14 protein-coding genes are annotated in these 14,928 nt (G+C 66.6%); 7 read left to right on the forward strand and 7 right to left on the reverse strand.

The genetic code is table 11. The annotated features are described in order from the left end of the window. Nucleotides 1-4: 4 nt before the first annotated feature. Nucleotides 5-1,435, reverse strand: coding sequence for a cytochrome ubiquinol oxidase subunit I (locus Q9235_RS11150; RefSeq protein ID WP_306227237.1), 1,431 nt, complete (start codon nucleotides 1,433-1,435; stop codon nucleotides 5-7). A gap of 116 nt (nucleotides 1,436-1,551) precedes the next feature. After that, on the reverse strand, nucleotides 1,552-2,382 hold the full coding sequence (locus tag Q9235_RS11155; protein ID WP_306227238.1) for a uracil-DNA glycosylase: 831 nt from the start codon (nucleotides 2,380-2,382) through the stop codon (nucleotides 1,552-1,554). Between the two features lie 172 nt (nucleotides 2,383-2,554). On the opposite strand from Q9235_RS11155, the gene Q9235_RS11160 reads away from it, so the two are divergent. From Q9235_RS11160 to Q9235_RS11170, 3 genes are all read left to right on the forward strand, one after another. Then, nucleotides 2,555-4,234, forward strand: coding sequence for an electron transfer flavoprotein-ubiquinone oxidoreductase (locus Q9235_RS11160; protein ID WP_306227240.1), 1,680 nt, complete (start codon nucleotides 2,555-2,557; stop codon nucleotides 4,232-4,234). 511 nt (nucleotides 4,235-4,745) lie between these two features. Further along, on the forward strand, nucleotides 4,746-6,521 hold the full coding sequence (locus Q9235_RS11165) for a tetratricopeptide repeat protein (RefSeq protein WP_306227242.1): 1,776 nt from the start codon (nucleotides 4,746-4,748) through the stop codon (nucleotides 6,519-6,521). A 26-nt stretch (nucleotides 6,522-6,547) separates the two neighbouring features. Continuing rightward, the gene (locus Q9235_RS11170) at nucleotides 6,548-7,423 is read left to right on the forward strand and encodes a 4-(cytidine 5'-diphospho)-2-C-methyl-D-erythritol kinase (RefSeq protein WP_306227244.1); all 876 of its coding nucleotides are present in this window, start codon (nucleotides 6,548-6,550) and stop codon (nucleotides 7,421-7,423) included. Between the two features lie 18 nt (nucleotides 7,424-7,441). On the opposite strand, the gene Q9235_RS11175 is transcribed toward Q9235_RS11170, so the two are convergent. Together Q9235_RS11175 and Q9235_RS11180 are read right to left on the reverse strand one after the other, a co-directional pair. Next, entirely contained in the window at nucleotides 7,442-7,957 is a 516-nt protein-coding gene (locus Q9235_RS11175; RefSeq protein ID WP_306227245.1) for an NUDIX domain-containing protein, read from the reverse strand. 74 nt (nucleotides 7,958-8,031) lie between these two features. Next, complete coding sequence (locus Q9235_RS11180; RefSeq protein ID WP_422678366.1) at nucleotides 8,032-8,967, reverse strand: polyprenyl synthetase family protein; 936 nt, start codon at nucleotides 8,965-8,967, stop codon at nucleotides 8,032-8,034. Between the two features lie 254 nt (nucleotides 8,968-9,221). On the opposite strand from Q9235_RS11180, the gene Q9235_RS11185 reads away from it, so the two are divergent. Continuing rightward, entirely contained in the window at nucleotides 9,222-9,446 is a 225-nt protein-coding gene (locus tag Q9235_RS11185; protein WP_306227247.1) for a putative signal transducing protein, read from the forward strand. After that, entirely contained in the window at nucleotides 9,439-10,224 is a 786-nt protein-coding gene (locus tag Q9235_RS11190; RefSeq protein ID WP_306227249.1) for a tRNA1(Val) (adenine(37)-N6)-methyltransferase, read from the forward strand. Before Q9235_RS11185 ends, Q9235_RS11190 begins: the two co-directional genes overlap by 8 nt. Here Q9235_RS11190 and Q9235_RS11195 read toward each other — a convergent pair. From Q9235_RS11195 to Q9235_RS11205, 3 genes are all read right to left on the reverse strand, one after another. Further along, complete coding sequence (locus Q9235_RS11195) at nucleotides 10,215-10,520, reverse strand: hypothetical protein (protein WP_306227251.1); 306 nt, start codon at nucleotides 10,518-10,520, stop codon at nucleotides 10,215-10,217. The genes Q9235_RS11190 and Q9235_RS11195 overlap by 10 nt on opposite strands. A 153-nt stretch (nucleotides 10,521-10,673) precedes the next feature. Next, entirely contained in the window at nucleotides 10,674-10,970 is a 297-nt protein-coding gene (locus tag Q9235_RS11200; protein ID WP_306227253.1) for a hypothetical protein, read from the reverse strand. Nucleotides 10,971-11,057: 87 nt separating this feature from the next. Next, a complete protein-coding gene (locus Q9235_RS11205; RefSeq protein ID WP_306227255.1) occupies nucleotides 11,058-11,327 on the reverse strand; it encodes a hypothetical protein in 270 nt (89 codons plus the stop codon). 256 nt (nucleotides 11,328-11,583) lie between these two features. On the opposite strand from Q9235_RS11205, the gene Q9235_RS11210 reads away from it, so the two are divergent. Continuing rightward, complete coding sequence (locus Q9235_RS11210; RefSeq protein ID WP_199087100.1) at nucleotides 11,584-12,486, forward strand: glycine--tRNA ligase subunit alpha; 903 nt, start codon at nucleotides 11,584-11,586, stop codon at nucleotides 12,484-12,486. Then, the gene (gene glyS / locus Q9235_RS11215; protein ID WP_306227257.1) at nucleotides 12,486-14,843 is read left to right on the forward strand and encodes a glycine--tRNA ligase subunit beta; all 2,358 of its coding nucleotides are present in this window, start codon (nucleotides 12,486-12,488) and stop codon (nucleotides 14,841-14,843) included. Before Q9235_RS11210 ends, glyS begins: the two co-directional genes overlap by 1 nt. The last annotated feature ends 85 nt before the right edge of the window (nucleotides 14,844-14,928 follow it).

Consider the following 14,928-nt stretch of genomic DNA (forward strand, 5'->3'; position numbering starts at 1 on the left):
CTCCTCAGTTCGCCGGCTGGATCTTGTCGTCGCCGGGGTGGCCGTCGCCGAAGATCGCCGCGGCGGGGGCCTGCGCCGCCTTCAGCGTCCGCTTCGACGGCTGTTCGGGCGGGTCCTCATGGCTGATCTCGTCCGGCCCCTTGTCGATGAGGCGGTTGATCAGGAGGACGCCGGCGGTGAACACGACGCAGTAGACGAAGACGAACAGCCCCAGCGAGATCGCGACCTCGAGCGTCGTGATCGGCGAGACCGCATCCTTCGAGCGCAGGATGCCGGTGGCGAGCCAGGGCTGGCGGCCGACCTCGGTCACGAACCAGCCGGAGAGGATGGCGACGAAGCCGGCCGGCCAACTGTACTGGGCGAGCCACAGCCATCGGCGCGATTCGAACACGGTGCCGCGCTTCCACAGGAAGACGCCGGCCCAGCCGAACAGGATCATCAGCGTGCCGATGCCGACCATCACGCGGAAGGCGAAGAAGGGGATCAGCACAGGCGGCCTGTCCTCGACCTTGAAATCTTTCAGGCTCGGGAACAGCGCGTCCATGCTGCCATGGGTCAGCAGGCTGGCGACGCCGGGGATCGATATCTCGAACCGGTTGAGCTCGGCCTTCTCGTCCGGCCAGGCGAAGAGGACGAGCGCGCCGGGTTTCGAGGAATCCCAATGGGCCTCGATCGCGGCGAGCTTGGCCGGCTGGTAGATCGCGGTCTGCCTGCCGTGGAAATCGCCGATCAGCGCCTGCAGCGGTGCGGTCAGCGCGATCATCAGGATCGCCATGCGGACCATCGTCTTGGCCGATTCGGTGCGATGCCCTGCAAGGAGATGGCGCGCACCCGTCGCCAGCACGACGAAGGCTGTGGTGAGATAGGCCGCCGTCATCATATGCGCGAAGCGCAAGGGAAAGGTCGGGTTGAAGACGATCTTCATCCAGTCGACCGGGTAGGCGATGCCGTCGCGGACCTCGTGCCCGACCGGATATTGCATCCAGCTATTGGCCGAGAGAATCCAGAAGCCCGACATGGCCGTGCCGCCGGCGACGATCACCGCCGAGAGGAAATGCAGCCAGGGCGGAACCCGCTTCCAGCCGAACAGCATCACGCCGAGGAAGGATGCCTCCAGGAAGAACGCGGTCAGAACCTCATAGCCCAGCAGCGGGCCGACGACATTGCCGACCACGACCGAGAAGCGGCTCCAGTTCGTGCCGATCTGATAGGACAACACGATGCCGGAGACCACGCCCATCGCGAAGGAGACGGCAAAGATCTTGGTCCAGAACCGGGCCAGCAGATGGAATTTCGGATCGCCCGTCTTCAGCCACAGCCCGAGCAGCGTCGCGATATAGGCCGAAAGCCCGATCGTGAAGGCCGGGAAGATGATGTGGAACGAGATGGTGAAGGCGAACTGGATGCGCGAAAGCAGAAAAGCATCGATGACCATCGCAGAACTCCGTCTGGCCGCGCCACGTCGGTGCCGGGCCTCGCCCGCTGGGGCGTGTCTGGATATGATCTAAAGCAAGCCTGCCGTGTGCCGCGCCTGCGCGCAACGTCGCTGCGTCAATTCTTCCCGTCGAGCGCTGCCTTCAATGCGCGCAGGTCGCGCCAGGCGAGGCGCTTTTCGAGCGGGCGGCGCAGCAGATAGGCCGGGTGCAGGGTCGCGATCGCCCGGATGCGCCGCGCGCCGGTGTCGTATTCCACCCATTTGCCGCGCGAAGCCGTAATGCTCTTGAAGCCAAGCAGTGCCTGCGCCGAGGGCTTGCCGATGCAGACCAGTATATCAGGGTCGGCGAGTTCGATCTGACGCTGGATGAACGGCAGGCAGATGGTTGCTTCCTGTATCGACGGATCGCGGTTGCCCGGCGGACGCCATGGCAGCAGGTTGGCGATATAGACGTCTTCCTTCCGGCTGAGACCGATCGCGGCCAGCATCCGGTCGAGCAATTGGCCGGACCGGCCGACGAAGGGCAGGCCGACCCGATCTTCGTCGGCACCTGGCGCCTCGCCGACCATCATAACCCGTCCCTCAGGGTTGCCGTCGGCGAAGACCAGGTTCTTGGCGGTGGCCTTCAGCGCGCAGCCCTCGAAGCCGGCCAGCGCGGTCTTCAACTCGTCGAGCGTGCGCGCCTCCCGCGCCAGCGCCTTGGCGCTGACCGCCGCGTCATCCGGAGCGGTCGCTGCGGCAGCTATTGGCCGTGCAGGCGCCACCGGGCGCCCGGGCAGGGGACGCAGGCGCGGCGGTCCGTTGTCGCGCTCGCCGGCGAGCACCGGTTCCGCGAAATGGTTGCGCGGTGTCTCGTCGAGCGCCTCTGTCACGCCCATCTCGGCGTACCAGCTCAGCAACTCATGGAGATCGGGCGCGTCGGGGCCGGCTGCATCGGACAGGCTCATGGCGCCATCCTATACCCTCCACGCCCGCTTCGCGAGCCGGCGCAGTTGCAAAATGGAACGCACGCTTGGATAGAGGGGTTCCAGACTGGACGTAGAGCCGGCATTGAACGCACCGGCAAAATAGTTCATATATAAACTATCATGCGGCGCGGTGGCTGAGGCGGAGGGCAGGATGGATCTCAAGGAAGCGCAGAGCGAACCGCGCGAGAGCATGGATTATGACGTCGTCATCGTCGGCGCCGGCCCTGCGGGCCTGGCCGCGGCGATCCGGCTGAAACAGCTCGACGAGAACCTGACCGTCGTCGTGGTCGAGAAGGGCGCCGAGGTCGGCGCTCATATCCTGTCGGGCGCGGTCATCGATCCGATCGGCCTCGACAAGTTGGTGCCGGACTGGCGCGAGGACCCCGATCGTCCCCTGACCACCGAGGTCGAGGAGGACGTATTCTACTTCCTGACTCAGCCGAACGGCATCCGTCTGCCGAATTTCGGCATGCCCTCGCTGATGAACAACCACGGCAACTTCGTCGGCTCGCTCGGGCTGGTCGCGAAGTTCCTGGGCGCGCGGGCCGAGGCGCTCGGCGTCGAGATCTATCCGGGCTTTGCCGCTGCCGAACTGCTCTTCAACGATGACGGCTCGGTCGCCGGTATCGCCACCGGCGACATGGGCATCGCCAAGGACGGTTCGGTCTCCGATCGCTTCACCCGCGGCATGGAGCTGCGCGGTCGCTATACGCTGCTGGGCGAGGGAGCGCGCGGCTCGCTCTCCAAGATCGCGATCAAGCGGTTCGCTCTGGACGAGGGCCGCGAGCCCCAGAAATACGGCATCGGCCTGAAGGAGCTCTGGCAGGTCAAGCCGGAGAAGTTTCACAAGGGCCGCGTCCAGCACTCCTTCGGCTGGCCGCTCGACAACGCCACCGGCGGCGGCTCTTTCCTCTACCATTTCGACGACAACCTGGTCTCGGTCGGCTTCGTCGTGCATCTGAACTACCAGAATCCGACGCTCTCGCCCTTCGACGAGTTCCAGCGCTTCAAGACCCATCCGTTGATCCGCGACACTTTCGAGGGCGCCAAGCGCATCGCCTATGGCTCGCGCGCGATCACCGAGGGCGGCTTCCAGTCCGTGCCGAAGCTGACCTTCCCGGGCGGCGCGCTGATCGGCTGCGCGGCAGGTTTCGTCAACGTCCCCCGCATCAAGGGCAGCCACAACGCCATCCTGTCGGGCATGCTCGCGGCCGAGAAGCTGGTGCCGGCGCTCCAGGCCGGGCGCAGCCATGACGAGGTCGTCGAGATCGAGACGAGCTGGCGCGACAGCGCGATTGGCAAGGACCTGAAGCTCGTCCGCAACGTCAAGCCGCTATGGTCGAAGTTCGGCACCTTCCTCGGCATCGGGCTCGGCGGCATCGACATGTGGCTGAACCAGCTCTTCGGCTGGTCGCCCTTCGGCACGCTGAAGCACGGCAAGCCGGATTGCGCGACGCTGAAGCCGCTCGCCGAGGTCACGCCGATCACCTATCCGAAGCCGGACGGCAAGATCTCCTTCGACAAGCTCTCCTCGGTCTTCCTCTCTTCGACCAATCACGAGGAAGACCAGCCGGCGCATCTGAAGCTGGCGGACCCGTCGGTTCCGATCTCGCAGAACCTGCCGCTCTATGGCGAGCCGGCGCGGCTCTATTGCCCGGCAGGCGTCTACGAGGTCGTCTACGAGAACGCCGAGACCAAGACCAATCCGCGCTTCGTGATCAACGCGCAGAACTGCGTCCACTGCAAGACCTGCGACATCAAGGACCCCGCTCAGAACATCACTTGGACGGTGCCGGAGGGCGGCGGCGGGCCCGGCTACGCGAATATGTGATCCGGCTCGATACGCTGGCGGCGTAGCTGATTCGACGGCATTCGCGGTCGGAATGACAGCCGGCACATAGGCTGAATCGAAAAGGGCGCGCCGGCAGGCGCGCCCTTTGTCGTAAGGCCAGGAGGCCGATCAGCCCTTGCGGACGACCGGGGCGACCGGCTTGGTCTCGGTCTTGGCGCAGCCGGCGACGAAGCCGCCGAGGAGCGCGACGGCGGCAACGCTCAGAATGATCTTCTTCATTGGAATAATCCCAGTGGAATCGCTGCGAAAACTGCAGACAAGGCCAATTATAGGCCCGATTTCCTTACGCTAGCGTGGCTTTTTCCGGTGTGGGCCCTTTCGTCATGCGGATTCCGGCAAGTGTTGCGCCGCTGCTACGAAGCCGCCGCATTAAGGAGGAGGCCGGCTTGCCCGCCCGCCCGGAAACCGCCATCTTGGCAGCCTACGCGAAGCGATCACGGTCCGCTGGAAGAGTGCGCCCCGAGATGGTGAGGCTGCGGGCCGAGGGAGAATGGCAGTCGTGACATTATTGAAGAAGGTGCGTGCTTCCGGCACGGCTGCTGCGTTGTCCCTGTTGATGTTCCTGCCAGCCGTGGCCGCCGCCGAGGGCGCGACGCAGCCGCGCTCGGCCGACACGCTCGAGCCGGGTGACAGCCTGGAAGGCAATTATCTTGCCGCGATCGTCGCCGGCGCCTCGCGCGATCTCGGCGCAGCCTCTGTTTATCTGCGCGAGGCGATCAAGGAAGATCCGCAGAACAACGACCTGACCGAGCGCGCCTTCGTCGCCTTCCTGGCCGATGGCGCCATGCCGGACGCCTTCCGCGCGGCCGACAAGCTGATCCAGCAGGACCCGAGCAATGGCTTGGCCCAGCTCGTCATCGGTATCCGCTCGATCAAGCAGAAGAGTTACCAGACGGCGCGCAATCACTTGCAGCGCGGGGGCAGGGGCCGGGCGGCCGACATCACCGCGACGCTGCTCTCGGCCTGGTCCTATCTCGGCTCAGGCAACTCCCGCCGCGCCATCGAGACGCTGGAGCGCCTCAAGGGCGAGCCGTCCTACAATCTCTTCCGTGACTACCATGCCGGTCTGATCCTCGACGCCGCCGGCCGCAAGGCCGATGCCGAGAAGCGCCTGAAATCGGCCTATGACGCCGAGAAGACCACGCTCCGGCTGGTCGATCTCTGGGCGCGTTTCCAGGCCCGCAACGGCGATTTCAACGGCGCGGCCGAAACCTATGCCGGCTTCGACCGGCTGCTGCCGAATCACCCGATCATCCGCGAGGGCATGGCGCTCGTCGGCAAGAAGGATTCGCCGCCGCGTCAGATCTCGACGCCGCAGCAGGGCGCGGCCGAAGTGCTCTACGGCCTCGCCAGTGCCGGCAACCGCCAGGGCGACGAGGCTGCCGCGCTGCTCTATCTGCGCATGGCGATCTATCTCGACCCCGGCCACGACCTCGCGATCCTGACGCTGGGCGACATCCTGGAGCGGGCTCGCCAGCCTGAGGATGCCGTCGCCGTCTACGACAAGATGCCGGCCTCCTCGCCGCTGCGTCCGAATGCCGAGATCCAGGCCGGGCTGGCGCTGGAAAACCTCGGCAAGCCCGAAGAAGCGGTGAAGCATCTCGAAAAGGTCATCGCGGAGCGTCCTGACGATGTCGACGCGCTCTCCGCGCTCGGCAACATCTATCGCTCGCGCAAGCAGTTCGCCGAAGCGGCGGCGGCCTATGACAAGGCCATCGACAAGCTCGCCTCGCCCGGCCGCGCCAACTGGGACCTGTTCTATTTCCGCGGCATCGCCCGCGAGCGCACCAACCGCTGGCCGGAAGCAGAGGCCGACCTGCGCAAGGCGCTCGAACTCCTGCCCGATCCGCTCGGCCGCGAGCGGGCGCTGGTGCTGAATTATCTCGGCTATTCGCTGGTCGACAAGCATCTCAAGCTCGACGAGGCGCTCGACATGCTGCGTCGGGCCGTCGAACTCAGGCCGCGAGACGGCTACATCATCGATTCGCTCGGCTGGGCCTATTTCCGCCTCGGCCGCTACGAGGATGCCGCGCGCGAGATCGAGCGGGCTTCGGAACTGCGCCCGTCGGACCCGGTCATCAACGACCATCTCGGCGATGTCTACTGGAAGACCGGGCGTCAGCTCGAGGCCAAGTTCCAGTGGAACCATGCCCGTGACCTCAAGCCCGAGCCCGAGGATCTGGAGAAGATCCTGCGGAAGATCGAGCGCGGGATGGAGGATCCTTCGGCGAAAGCCGTCGAGGAGACCAAGAAGGACGGCGGCTGACGCTTCGGCGTCGCCGGCCTTATGCTGTGGCTCTGCCGCTGACCACGCGCGCCCGCGCCAAGGTCAATCTCGACCTGCGGGTGCTCGGTCGGCGCGCGGACGGCTATCACGAGCTTGAAAGTCTCGTTGCCTTCGCTGGGGGGGGCGACACGCTGTCGCTCGATCCCGGTGCGCCGCTATCCCTCACACTCGCCGGCCCCCGATCCGAAGGCCTGATGGCCGATGACCACAATCTCGTCCTGCGCGCCGCCCGCTCGCTTGCGGCGGCCCGTCCCGGCCTGAGGCTGGGGCGTTTCCATCTCGTCAAGCGCTTGCCGGTCGCCTCCGGAATCGGCGGTGGCTCGGCCGATGCTGCTGCGGCGCTGCGCCTGCTCGCGCGCCTGAACGGCATCGCTGCGAGCGATCCGATCCTGTTGGAGGTCGCAGCCGGGATCGGTGCCGATGTGCCGGTCTGCCTCGATTCGCGGGCGCGACTGATGGCTGGTATCGGCGAAAAACTCGGCCCGGTGCTCAAGCTGCCGCCGCTCTTCGCGGTGCTGGTCAATCCGGGCGTAGGTGTCGAGACGGTCGCGGTGTTCCGGGCGCTCGGTCTCGAGGCTGGCGAGATGGTGTGTGAAGCGCGCGCGCAGAACCTTGCGGCGCCGACATCGCGGGCGGAGCTGCTGGGCTATCTGGAAGGCACCGGCAACGATCTCGCGGCGCCAGCGCAGCGTGTCGCGCCGGTGATCGATGAGGTTGTGGAACGGCTTGTGGCGTTGCCGGATTGCCGGCTCGCGCGGATGTCGGGCTCCGGCGCCACCTGTTTCGCGCTGTTCGACGATTGTGTTGCCAGTGCTGCAGCGGCCAAGGCGTTGCGGCGCGAACGACCGCACTGGTGGGTGACGCCGACGCTGCTGCGCTGAGCAGGATCGCCGTCTGGCTCAGGGCGCGGAATTGCCGGCTTGCGGCAGCAGGCCTTTCATTGCCAGCAATCCGATGGCTGCCACGGTGATGGCGTCCCGGATCTGGCCGCTCTCGATCATGGCCAGCACGTCGCTGGCCGGAAAGCGGCGACAGACCAGACCCTGCTCCTCATGGTCGAGATCACGGTCCCGTTGAGTCAGCCCTCTGGCCAGAAAGACGTGGCATCCCTGGTTGGAATAGCCATAGCCTTCGAAGAGGTAGCCGAGCTTCACCATCTCGCTGGCCTGAAGGCCTGTTTCCTCGCGCAGCTCGCCCCGGGCAACGGCCAAGGGATCGGCGTCCGGCGTCTGCTCCCATGATCCCTGCGGGATCTCCCAGAAGCGGCCTCCGACGGGGTAGCGGTATTGCTCGACGAGATGGATGCTGCCGTCCGGCTCGATCGGGACGATCGCCGTGAAATCAGTCTTTTCGACGACGCCGTAGATGCCCTGAGAGCCGTCCTGCCGCTGGATAGCGTCCTCGCGGACGGTCATCCAGCGATTCCGGTAGACGATCCGTGAGGTTAGGGTCTCGATCTCTGGCTTGCCGGCCGAAGCCTTATCCTCGCTCAATGCGCCCGCGCGACGCAGAAATCGACAGCGGCGTTGAGCGCCTGCTTCATCGGCGAGGCCGGGAACAGCCCGAGCGCATCTTTCGCCATCCGCGCATAATGCTCGGCGCGGGCGATCGTGTCGTCGAGCGCCTTGTGCCTGCGCATGATCGCCTGCGCCTCTTCGAGGTCGCCGTCGCGGATCTCGCCGTCCTGCAGCGTGCGCTTCCAGAAGGCGCGCTCGGCCTCGTCGCCACGGCGGAACGAGAGCACGACCGGCAGGGTGATCTTGCCCTCGCGAAAATCATCGCCGGTGTTCTTGCCGAGCTTGGCCGCGACGCCGCCATAGTCGAGCGCGTCGTCGATGAGCTGGAAGGCGATGCCGAGATTGAGGCCGTAGCTGCGGCAGGCGGCGGCATCGGCCTTGGTGGAGCCCGCGATCACCGGCCCGACCTCGCAGGCGGCGGCGAAGAGCTCGGCGGTCTTGCCGCGGATCACCGAGAGATACTCGTCCTCGGTCGTCTCCGTGTTCTTGGCGACCGAGAGCTGCAGCACCTCGCCCTCGGCGATCACGGAAGCGGCCGTCGACAGGATGTCGAGCGCGCGCAGCGAGCCGACCTCGACCATCATCTTGAAGGCCTGGCCGAGCAGGAAGTCGCCGACCAGCACGCTCGCCTCGTTGCCCCAGAGCATGCGGGCCGCGAGCTTGCCGCGGCGCATGTCGCTCTCGTCGACGACGTCGTCATGCAGCAGCGTGGCGGTGTGCATGAACTCGACGGAGGCCGCGAGCTTCACATGGCCTTCGCCGGCATAGCCGCAGAGATCGGCCATCGCGAGCGTCAGCATCGGCCGCAGCCGCTTGCCGCCGGACGAGATCAGGTGGTTGGCCACCTCCGGGATCATCGTCACGTCCGAGCCGGTGCGCGACAGGATCATCGCGTTGACCCGCGCCATGTCCTCGCGCGTCAGCGCGACCAGCGGCTCGATGCCGGCCTGGTTCGATTCCCGTTCCTCGAGGGAGACGACGACGCCCACTGGAAACACTCCGGGTCAGATTCTCGCGCCGGGCGGCGCGCTTGTGCAATGCCACAACCGTCGCATGGGACGCCAGCCCCTGCAAACCGGCGTGACGCCGCACCTTTTCGTGAACGGCAGACCAAAAGAGGCGGGCTCTTGCGCAAACCGGGGTGCTCGGGCTCCATGGCGCCATGCACGAACTCATGCGCACCAACGATCTCGTCCTGCTCGGCGCCGTCGAGGCGCTGCTCGCTTCCGCCAATCTCGACTGCCTGATCGCCGACCAGCATATGAGCTCGCTGGAGGGCATGATCGGCGCCTTTCCGCGCCGCCTGCTGGTCCGCGAGGCCGATCGCAAGCGCGCCCGCGCCCTGCTGATCGAGGCCGGCTACGGTGCAGAACTGCGCGATGAGTGAGAGTGAGTCGGATTCAGGGCTGGGCGAGATCGTCGAGGATCGCCTGCTCGACGGGCGGCTGCGATTGCTCCAGCCGCGCAAGGGCCATCGCGCCGGCAGCGACGCTATCCTGCTGGCCGCGGCTCTGCCGGAATTGAGGCAGGGTGCCTTGCTCGATATTGGGGCCGGCGTCGGCACGGTCGGCCTGGCGTCTGCGCTTTTGCAGCCGGCACTTCGCGTCACGCTGCTGGAGCGCGACCCGGAGCTTGCCGACCTGGCCGCGCGCAATGCCGGGCTCAATGAAATGGCGGATCGCGTGGCGGTTATCGCCGGGGACGTCACGGCGCAGGCCGGGATACTCGCCGGATTGGGCCTCGCGCCCGCTTCCTTCGATGCGGTCGCGATGAATCCGCCCTTCTACCCGCCCGGCGGGAGCAGAGCTTCTCCGGTGCCGAATCGCAAGGCGGCCCATGTAGCCGAGGGCAGCCTCGACGCCTGGCTGCGGACGGCCCGGCGCCTGTTGCGGCCGGGCGGCCATCTCGCGCTGATCCATCGGGTCGAGGCCTTGCCTGAGGTTCTGGCCGGTCTCGAAACCGGCTTCGGCGCCGTCGCGGTCCGGCCGGTTCATGCCTTTTCGGACAGGCCGGCGATCCGCATCATCGTCACAGCCATCCTCAACAGCAGAAAGCCGGCAGCTTTGCTGCCGGCTTTCGTGATCAATGGCCCCGACGGCAAGCTGACACCCGCAAGCGATGCGGTGCATCGCGGCCGCGGGCGCCTTGGTCCGGATTACCAGTAATAGGGGCGCGGGCCGTAGAACCGCGGCGGGCCGTAATAGGGCCGCGGACCATAGAAGCGCGGCGGGCCGTAATAGCGGCGCGGGGCGTAATAAGGCCGCCCATAGTAGCGCGGCGGCCCATAATAGCGGCGCGGGCCGTAATAATACTGCGCCTGTTGGACCATGTCTTCGCTTGCGACCGGCGCGGCGGCGATCGGGGCAGCCCCGACCGGAGCGGCGGACGCGGGCGTGGCGCTGAGGGCGGCGACGCCGAGCGCGCCGGCCGTCGCCATGGTGACGATCAGAGTCCGAAACATGAAAACCTCCATGAGATGGCGTCGGCAACCCTTGCCGTCGGATGAAACGCCGTCCTTGGTTGAGACATTAGGGTCTCGAACCTGAACGGCACGCGATTGCGCCGTTCAGCTTGCCTTCAGCCCACGGCCGCATTGCGGCCATGTTTGGCCGCACTAGCGGCAGACCCGCACCGGGCGCACCACCCAGCGCCAGCCGTTCCAGATGCGGTGGTCGGACCAGAAGCAGCGCGGGCGATAAAAGGCGCGCGGGCCGGAACGGTAGTGTTGGGTCTGCGCGACGAGGCCCTGTCCCGCCTGGATGGCTTGTCCCGCGGCAGCCGGAGCAGCGGAAGTGGGACACGCCATCAGCATGCCGCCGCCGAGGCTGGCGGCCGTCGCTGCGGCGAGGATGGCTGTCCGGAACATCATGGCCTCCATGGTGCGGGCCGCCGGAACCCCGAAGAACTGCAAGCTGCTCTCACGGCACCGCCGGCCCGCTGCGTGAACGGCGCGAAACCGCGCCGTTCAGCCAGTCTTTCGCCTGTCGGTGCGCCGGCCTCAGCGGCAGACGCGCACGTTCCGCCGGATCCAGCGATAGCCGTTCCAGACGCGGCGGCTTTCCGTCCAGCAGCGACGGACATACGGGCGGCCCCGGCCGTAATGCGGGCGGCCGCGGTGCCAGGCCTGCTGGACGAGACCGGTCTCGGCGCCTGCACCGAACATCGTGCCGGCCGAAACCGGGGCAGCGGAGGCCGGGGCGCTGCTCATGGCGGCACCGAGCAAGGTTGCGGCGCCGAAAGCGGCGGCAATGATGCGGGTTGACAACATGGGCTTACTCCTTGGGTTTACAGCCGCCGGCCCGGCATCAAATGTTCGCCCCGAACATCGCGAACCGTGCGGTTGCCTCTGTCGATATCAGACCGGTTATGAACGAAACCTGTCTGCGTCCGGTTCCGGCCCGCGCTTGACCATGGCAGGCCCGAACCCTAATCACCGCAGCATTCCCTCGTTATCGGAAGGTTGCAGGCACTTGTCCGCCCCCGCGCCACTCTCGCATTCATCCATCCCGGCTTCCTCTCCGGCGATGGACCCGACCCGCTCCTTCCAGGGGCTGCTGCTGACGCTGCAGCGCTTCTGGGCCGAGCGAGGTTGCGTGGTGCTGCAGCCCTACGACATGGAGGTCGGCGCCGGCACTTCTCACCCCGGCACGATGCTGCGTTCGCTCGGGCCGAAGCCGTGGCGGGCGGCCTATGTCCAGCCCTCGCGCCGGCCCAAGGACGGCCGCTATGGCGAGAACCCCAACCGGCTGCAGCATTATTACCAGTTCCAGGTCATCCTGAAGCCGAACCCGCCGAACCTGCAGGAGCTCTATCTCCAGTCGCTCGAAGCGATCGGCATCGACATGCTCCTGCACGATATCCGCTTCGTCGAGGATGACTGGGAGAACCCGACGCTGGGCGCCTGGGGCCTCGGCTGGGAATGCTGGTGCGACGGCATGGAAGTCAGCCAGTTCACCTATTTCCAGCAGGTGGCCGGCATCGAATGTGCGCCGGTTTCCGGCGAACTGACCTACGGCCTCGAACGCCTCGCCTGCTATCTGCAGAATGTCGAGAGCATCATGGAGCTCAACTTCAACGGGCTCGAAGGCGACGAGAAGGTCACCTATCGCGATGTCTTCCTGCAGGCCGAGCAGGAATACTCCCGCTATAATTTCGAGCATGCCGATACCGATGCCCTGTTCCGGCGCTTCGCCGAGGCGGAGGCCGAATGCCGCGCCCTCCTGCAAAAGGGCGAGGCGGGTGAGCGCCATCTCATGGTGCAGCCGGCTTACGACCAGTGCCTCAAGGCCGGCCATACCTTCAACCTGCTCGATGCGCGCGGCGTGATCTCGGTCACCGAGCGGCAGAGCTACATCCTGCGCGTGCGCGAGCTCGCCAAGGCCTGCGGCGCGGCCTGGCTGAAGACCGCCGGCGGGGGAGCTAACTGATGCCCGATCTTCTGCTCGAACTGTTTTCGGAAGAAATCCCCGCCCGCATGCAGCGCAAGGCGGCCGACGACCTGAAGAAGCTCGTCACCGATGCGCTGGTCGAGCGCGGCCTCGTCTACGAGGGCGCCAAGGCCTTCGCCACGCCGCGCCGTCTCGCGCTGCATATCGCCGGCCTGCCGGTGCGCGGCCGCGATGTGCGCGAGGAGCGAAAAGGGCCGCGCGTCGGCGCGCCCGACGCCGCGGTGCAGGGCTTCCTCAAGGCCGCAGGGCTGGCCTCGCTCGATCAGGCGACCATCGTCAGCGACCCGAAGAAGGGCGACTCTTACGTCGCCATCATTGAGAAGCCCGGCCAGGAAACCGTCGCGGCCATCGCCGAGATCGTGCCTTCCGTGATCCGGTCCTTCCCCTGGCCGAAATCGATGCGCTGGGGCAAGGCCTCGGCCGCCGGCGCCAGCCTGCGCTGGGTCCGCCCGCTGCATTCGATCCTCTGCACCTTCGGCGCCGCCGAGGTCGAGGACCCGGAGGTGGTGCCCTTCGAGGTCGACGGCATCGTCTCCGGCAACACCACCTACGGCCACCGCTTCCATGCGCCCGGCCAGATCACGGTGAAGCGCCTCGATGATTACGTGAGCTCGCTGGAGAAGGCGAAGGTCGTGCTGGACGCCGATCGGCGCAAGGAGATCATCCTCACCGACGCCCGCAACCTCGCCTTCGCGCAGGGGCTCGACCTCGTCGAGGACGAGGGGCTGCTGGAGGAGGTCGCCGGTCTCGTCGAATGGCCGGTGGTGCTGATGGGCTCGTTCGAGGAGCGCTTCCTCGACATTCCCGGCGAGGCGATCCGCGCCACCATCCGCGCCAACCAGAAATGCTTCGTGCTGCGCGATCCCGCGACGGGCAATCTCGCCAATCGCTTCATCCTGGTCTCGAACCTCGTCGCCAGCGATGGCGGCGTGGCAATCACCGCCGGCAATGGCCGCGTCGTGCGCGCCCGCCTCTCGGACGCCGCCTATTTCTGGCAGACCGATCGCGGCTCGCTGCCGGACCTCGATACCCTCAAGGAGAGCGCCGAAAAGCTCGGGCTCGATCTGGCCAAGCCGCTCGACCAGCGCATGGCCAAGCTCGACAAGCTCGGCGTCGTCTTCCACGCCAAGCTCGGCACGCAAGGCGAGCGCGTCCAGCGCGTCGCGGCGCTGGCGCGGGAACTGGCCCCGATCGTCGGCGCCGACCCCGACAAGGCCGAGCGCGCCGCCAAGCTCGCCAAGGCCGACCTCCCGACCGAGATGGTCGGCGAATTCCCGGAACTGCAGGGCCTGATGGGCCGGAAATATGCCGAGCTGCAGGGCGAGGACGCCTCCGTTGCGGCTGCGGTCGAGGAGCATTACAAGCCGCTCGGGCCGTCCGACCGCGTTCCGAGCGATCCGATTTCGGTGGCGGTGGCGCTGGCCGATAAGCTCGACACGCTCGTCGGCTTCTGGGCCATCGACGAAAAGCCGACCGGGAGCAAGGACCCCTATGCGCTGCGGAGAGCGGCGCTGGGCGTGATCCGGCTGGTGGTTGAGAATGGGGTGCGGCTCCGCTTAGGCATCACCACAAAGCTTGGAATCTACAAGGCTGATGCGGACATCGGCCTACGTTCAAGCAGCGCAGCGGCCACCGACGATAGCCATGCGGCGAGAAGGAATTCGGCGGCAGAAGCGCAGCAAGCCCTTGAGGAAGCTCAAAACTTCCTTGGGCAGTTCGTGAGCTCGTTGCGTAAAGTTGATGAGCCACAAAGGTGGTCAGAGATATTGGCCAGGGTTGAATCCCCGAAAGCGGAGGACCTCCTCTCCTTCTTCCACGACCGCCTGAAGGTGATGCTCCGCGATCAGGGCGCGCGGCATGATCTCGTCGATGCCGTGCTGGGCGAGGGCGCTTCGGCGAACGACGACCTGCTCCTCATCACCCGTCGCGTCGCCGCGCTCGGCCGCTTCCTTGACACCGAAGATGGCAAGAACCTGCTCGCGGGCTACAAGCGCGCTGCCAATATCCTCAAGGCCGAGGAGAAGAAGGACGGCGAGGGCGCCTTCGCCGACGCTCCGGATCTGCATCTCATCGCCGATGCCGGCCTGATCGAGGAGAAGGCGCTGGCCGTCGCGCTCGCGCAGGCGACGCCGAAGGCCGAGGCCGCCGTCGCCGCCGAGGATTACGAGGGCGCCATGGCCGCGCTCGCCGAAATCCGCCTGGCGGTCGATGCCTTCTTCGACAAGGTCACGGTCAACGATCCCGATCCGGCCTTGCGCGCCAACCGCCTGAAGCTGCTCAACCAGCTCCGCCAGGCGACGCGCGCCGTCGCGGATTTCGACCGTATCGCCGGATAAGGCGAGGAAAGCGCGGGGAACCCTCTCCCGGAGGGAGAGGGCAGGGTGAGGGGTCGGCCGCTAGTCACCCTTGCTGTTTCCTCAC

This window comes from Bosea beijingensis, assembly GCF_030758975.1.
GTDB classification, from domain to species: Bacteria; Pseudomonadota; Alphaproteobacteria; order Rhizobiales; family Beijerinckiaceae; genus Allobosea; species Allobosea beijingensis.

Bases quoted from the DNA above. Each gene is read 5' to 3' on its own strand.
- Q9235_RS11150 (WP_306227237.1), bottom strand. From the start codon at position 1,435: ATGGTCATCGATGCTTTTCTGCTTTCGCGCATCCAGTTCGCCTTCACC.
- Q9235_RS11210 (WP_199087100.1), top strand. From the start codon at position 11,584: ATGGACCCGACCCGCTCCTTCCAGGGGCTGCTGCTGACGCTGCAGCGC.
- glyS (WP_306227257.1), top strand. From the start codon at position 12,486: ATGCCCGATCTTCTGCTCGAACTGTTTTCGGAAGAAATCCCCGCCCGC.
- Q9235_RS11190 (WP_306227249.1), top strand. From the start codon at position 9,439: ATGAGTGAGAGTGAGTCGGATTCAGGGCTGGGCGAGATCGTCGAGGAT.
- Q9235_RS11175 (WP_306227245.1), bottom strand. From the start codon at position 7,957: ATGACCGTCCGCGAGGACGCTATCCAGCGGCAGGACGGCTCTCAGGGC.
- Q9235_RS11165 (WP_306227242.1), top strand. From the start codon at position 4,746: ATGGCAGTCGTGACATTATTGAAGAAGGTGCGTGCTTCCGGCACGGCT.
- Q9235_RS11205 (WP_306227255.1), bottom strand. From the start codon at position 11,327: ATGTTGTCAACCCGCATCATTGCCGCCGCTTTCGGCGCCGCAACCTTG.
- Q9235_RS11155 (WP_306227238.1), bottom strand. From the start codon at position 2,382: ATGAGCCTGTCCGATGCAGCCGGCCCCGACGCGCCCGATCTCCATGAG.
- Q9235_RS11195 (WP_306227251.1), bottom strand. From the start codon at position 10,520: ATGTTTCGGACTCTGATCGTCACCATGGCGACGGCCGGCGCGCTCGGC.
- Q9235_RS11180 (WP_422678366.1), bottom strand. From the start codon at position 8,967: ATGGCGCGGGTCAACGCGATGATCCTGTCGCGCACCGGCTCGGACGTG.
- Q9235_RS11160 (WP_306227240.1), top strand. From the start codon at position 2,555: ATGGATCTCAAGGAAGCGCAGAGCGAACCGCGCGAGAGCATGGATTAT.
- Q9235_RS11185 (WP_306227247.1), top strand. From the start codon at position 9,222: ATGCACGAACTCATGCGCACCAACGATCTCGTCCTGCTCGGCGCCGTC.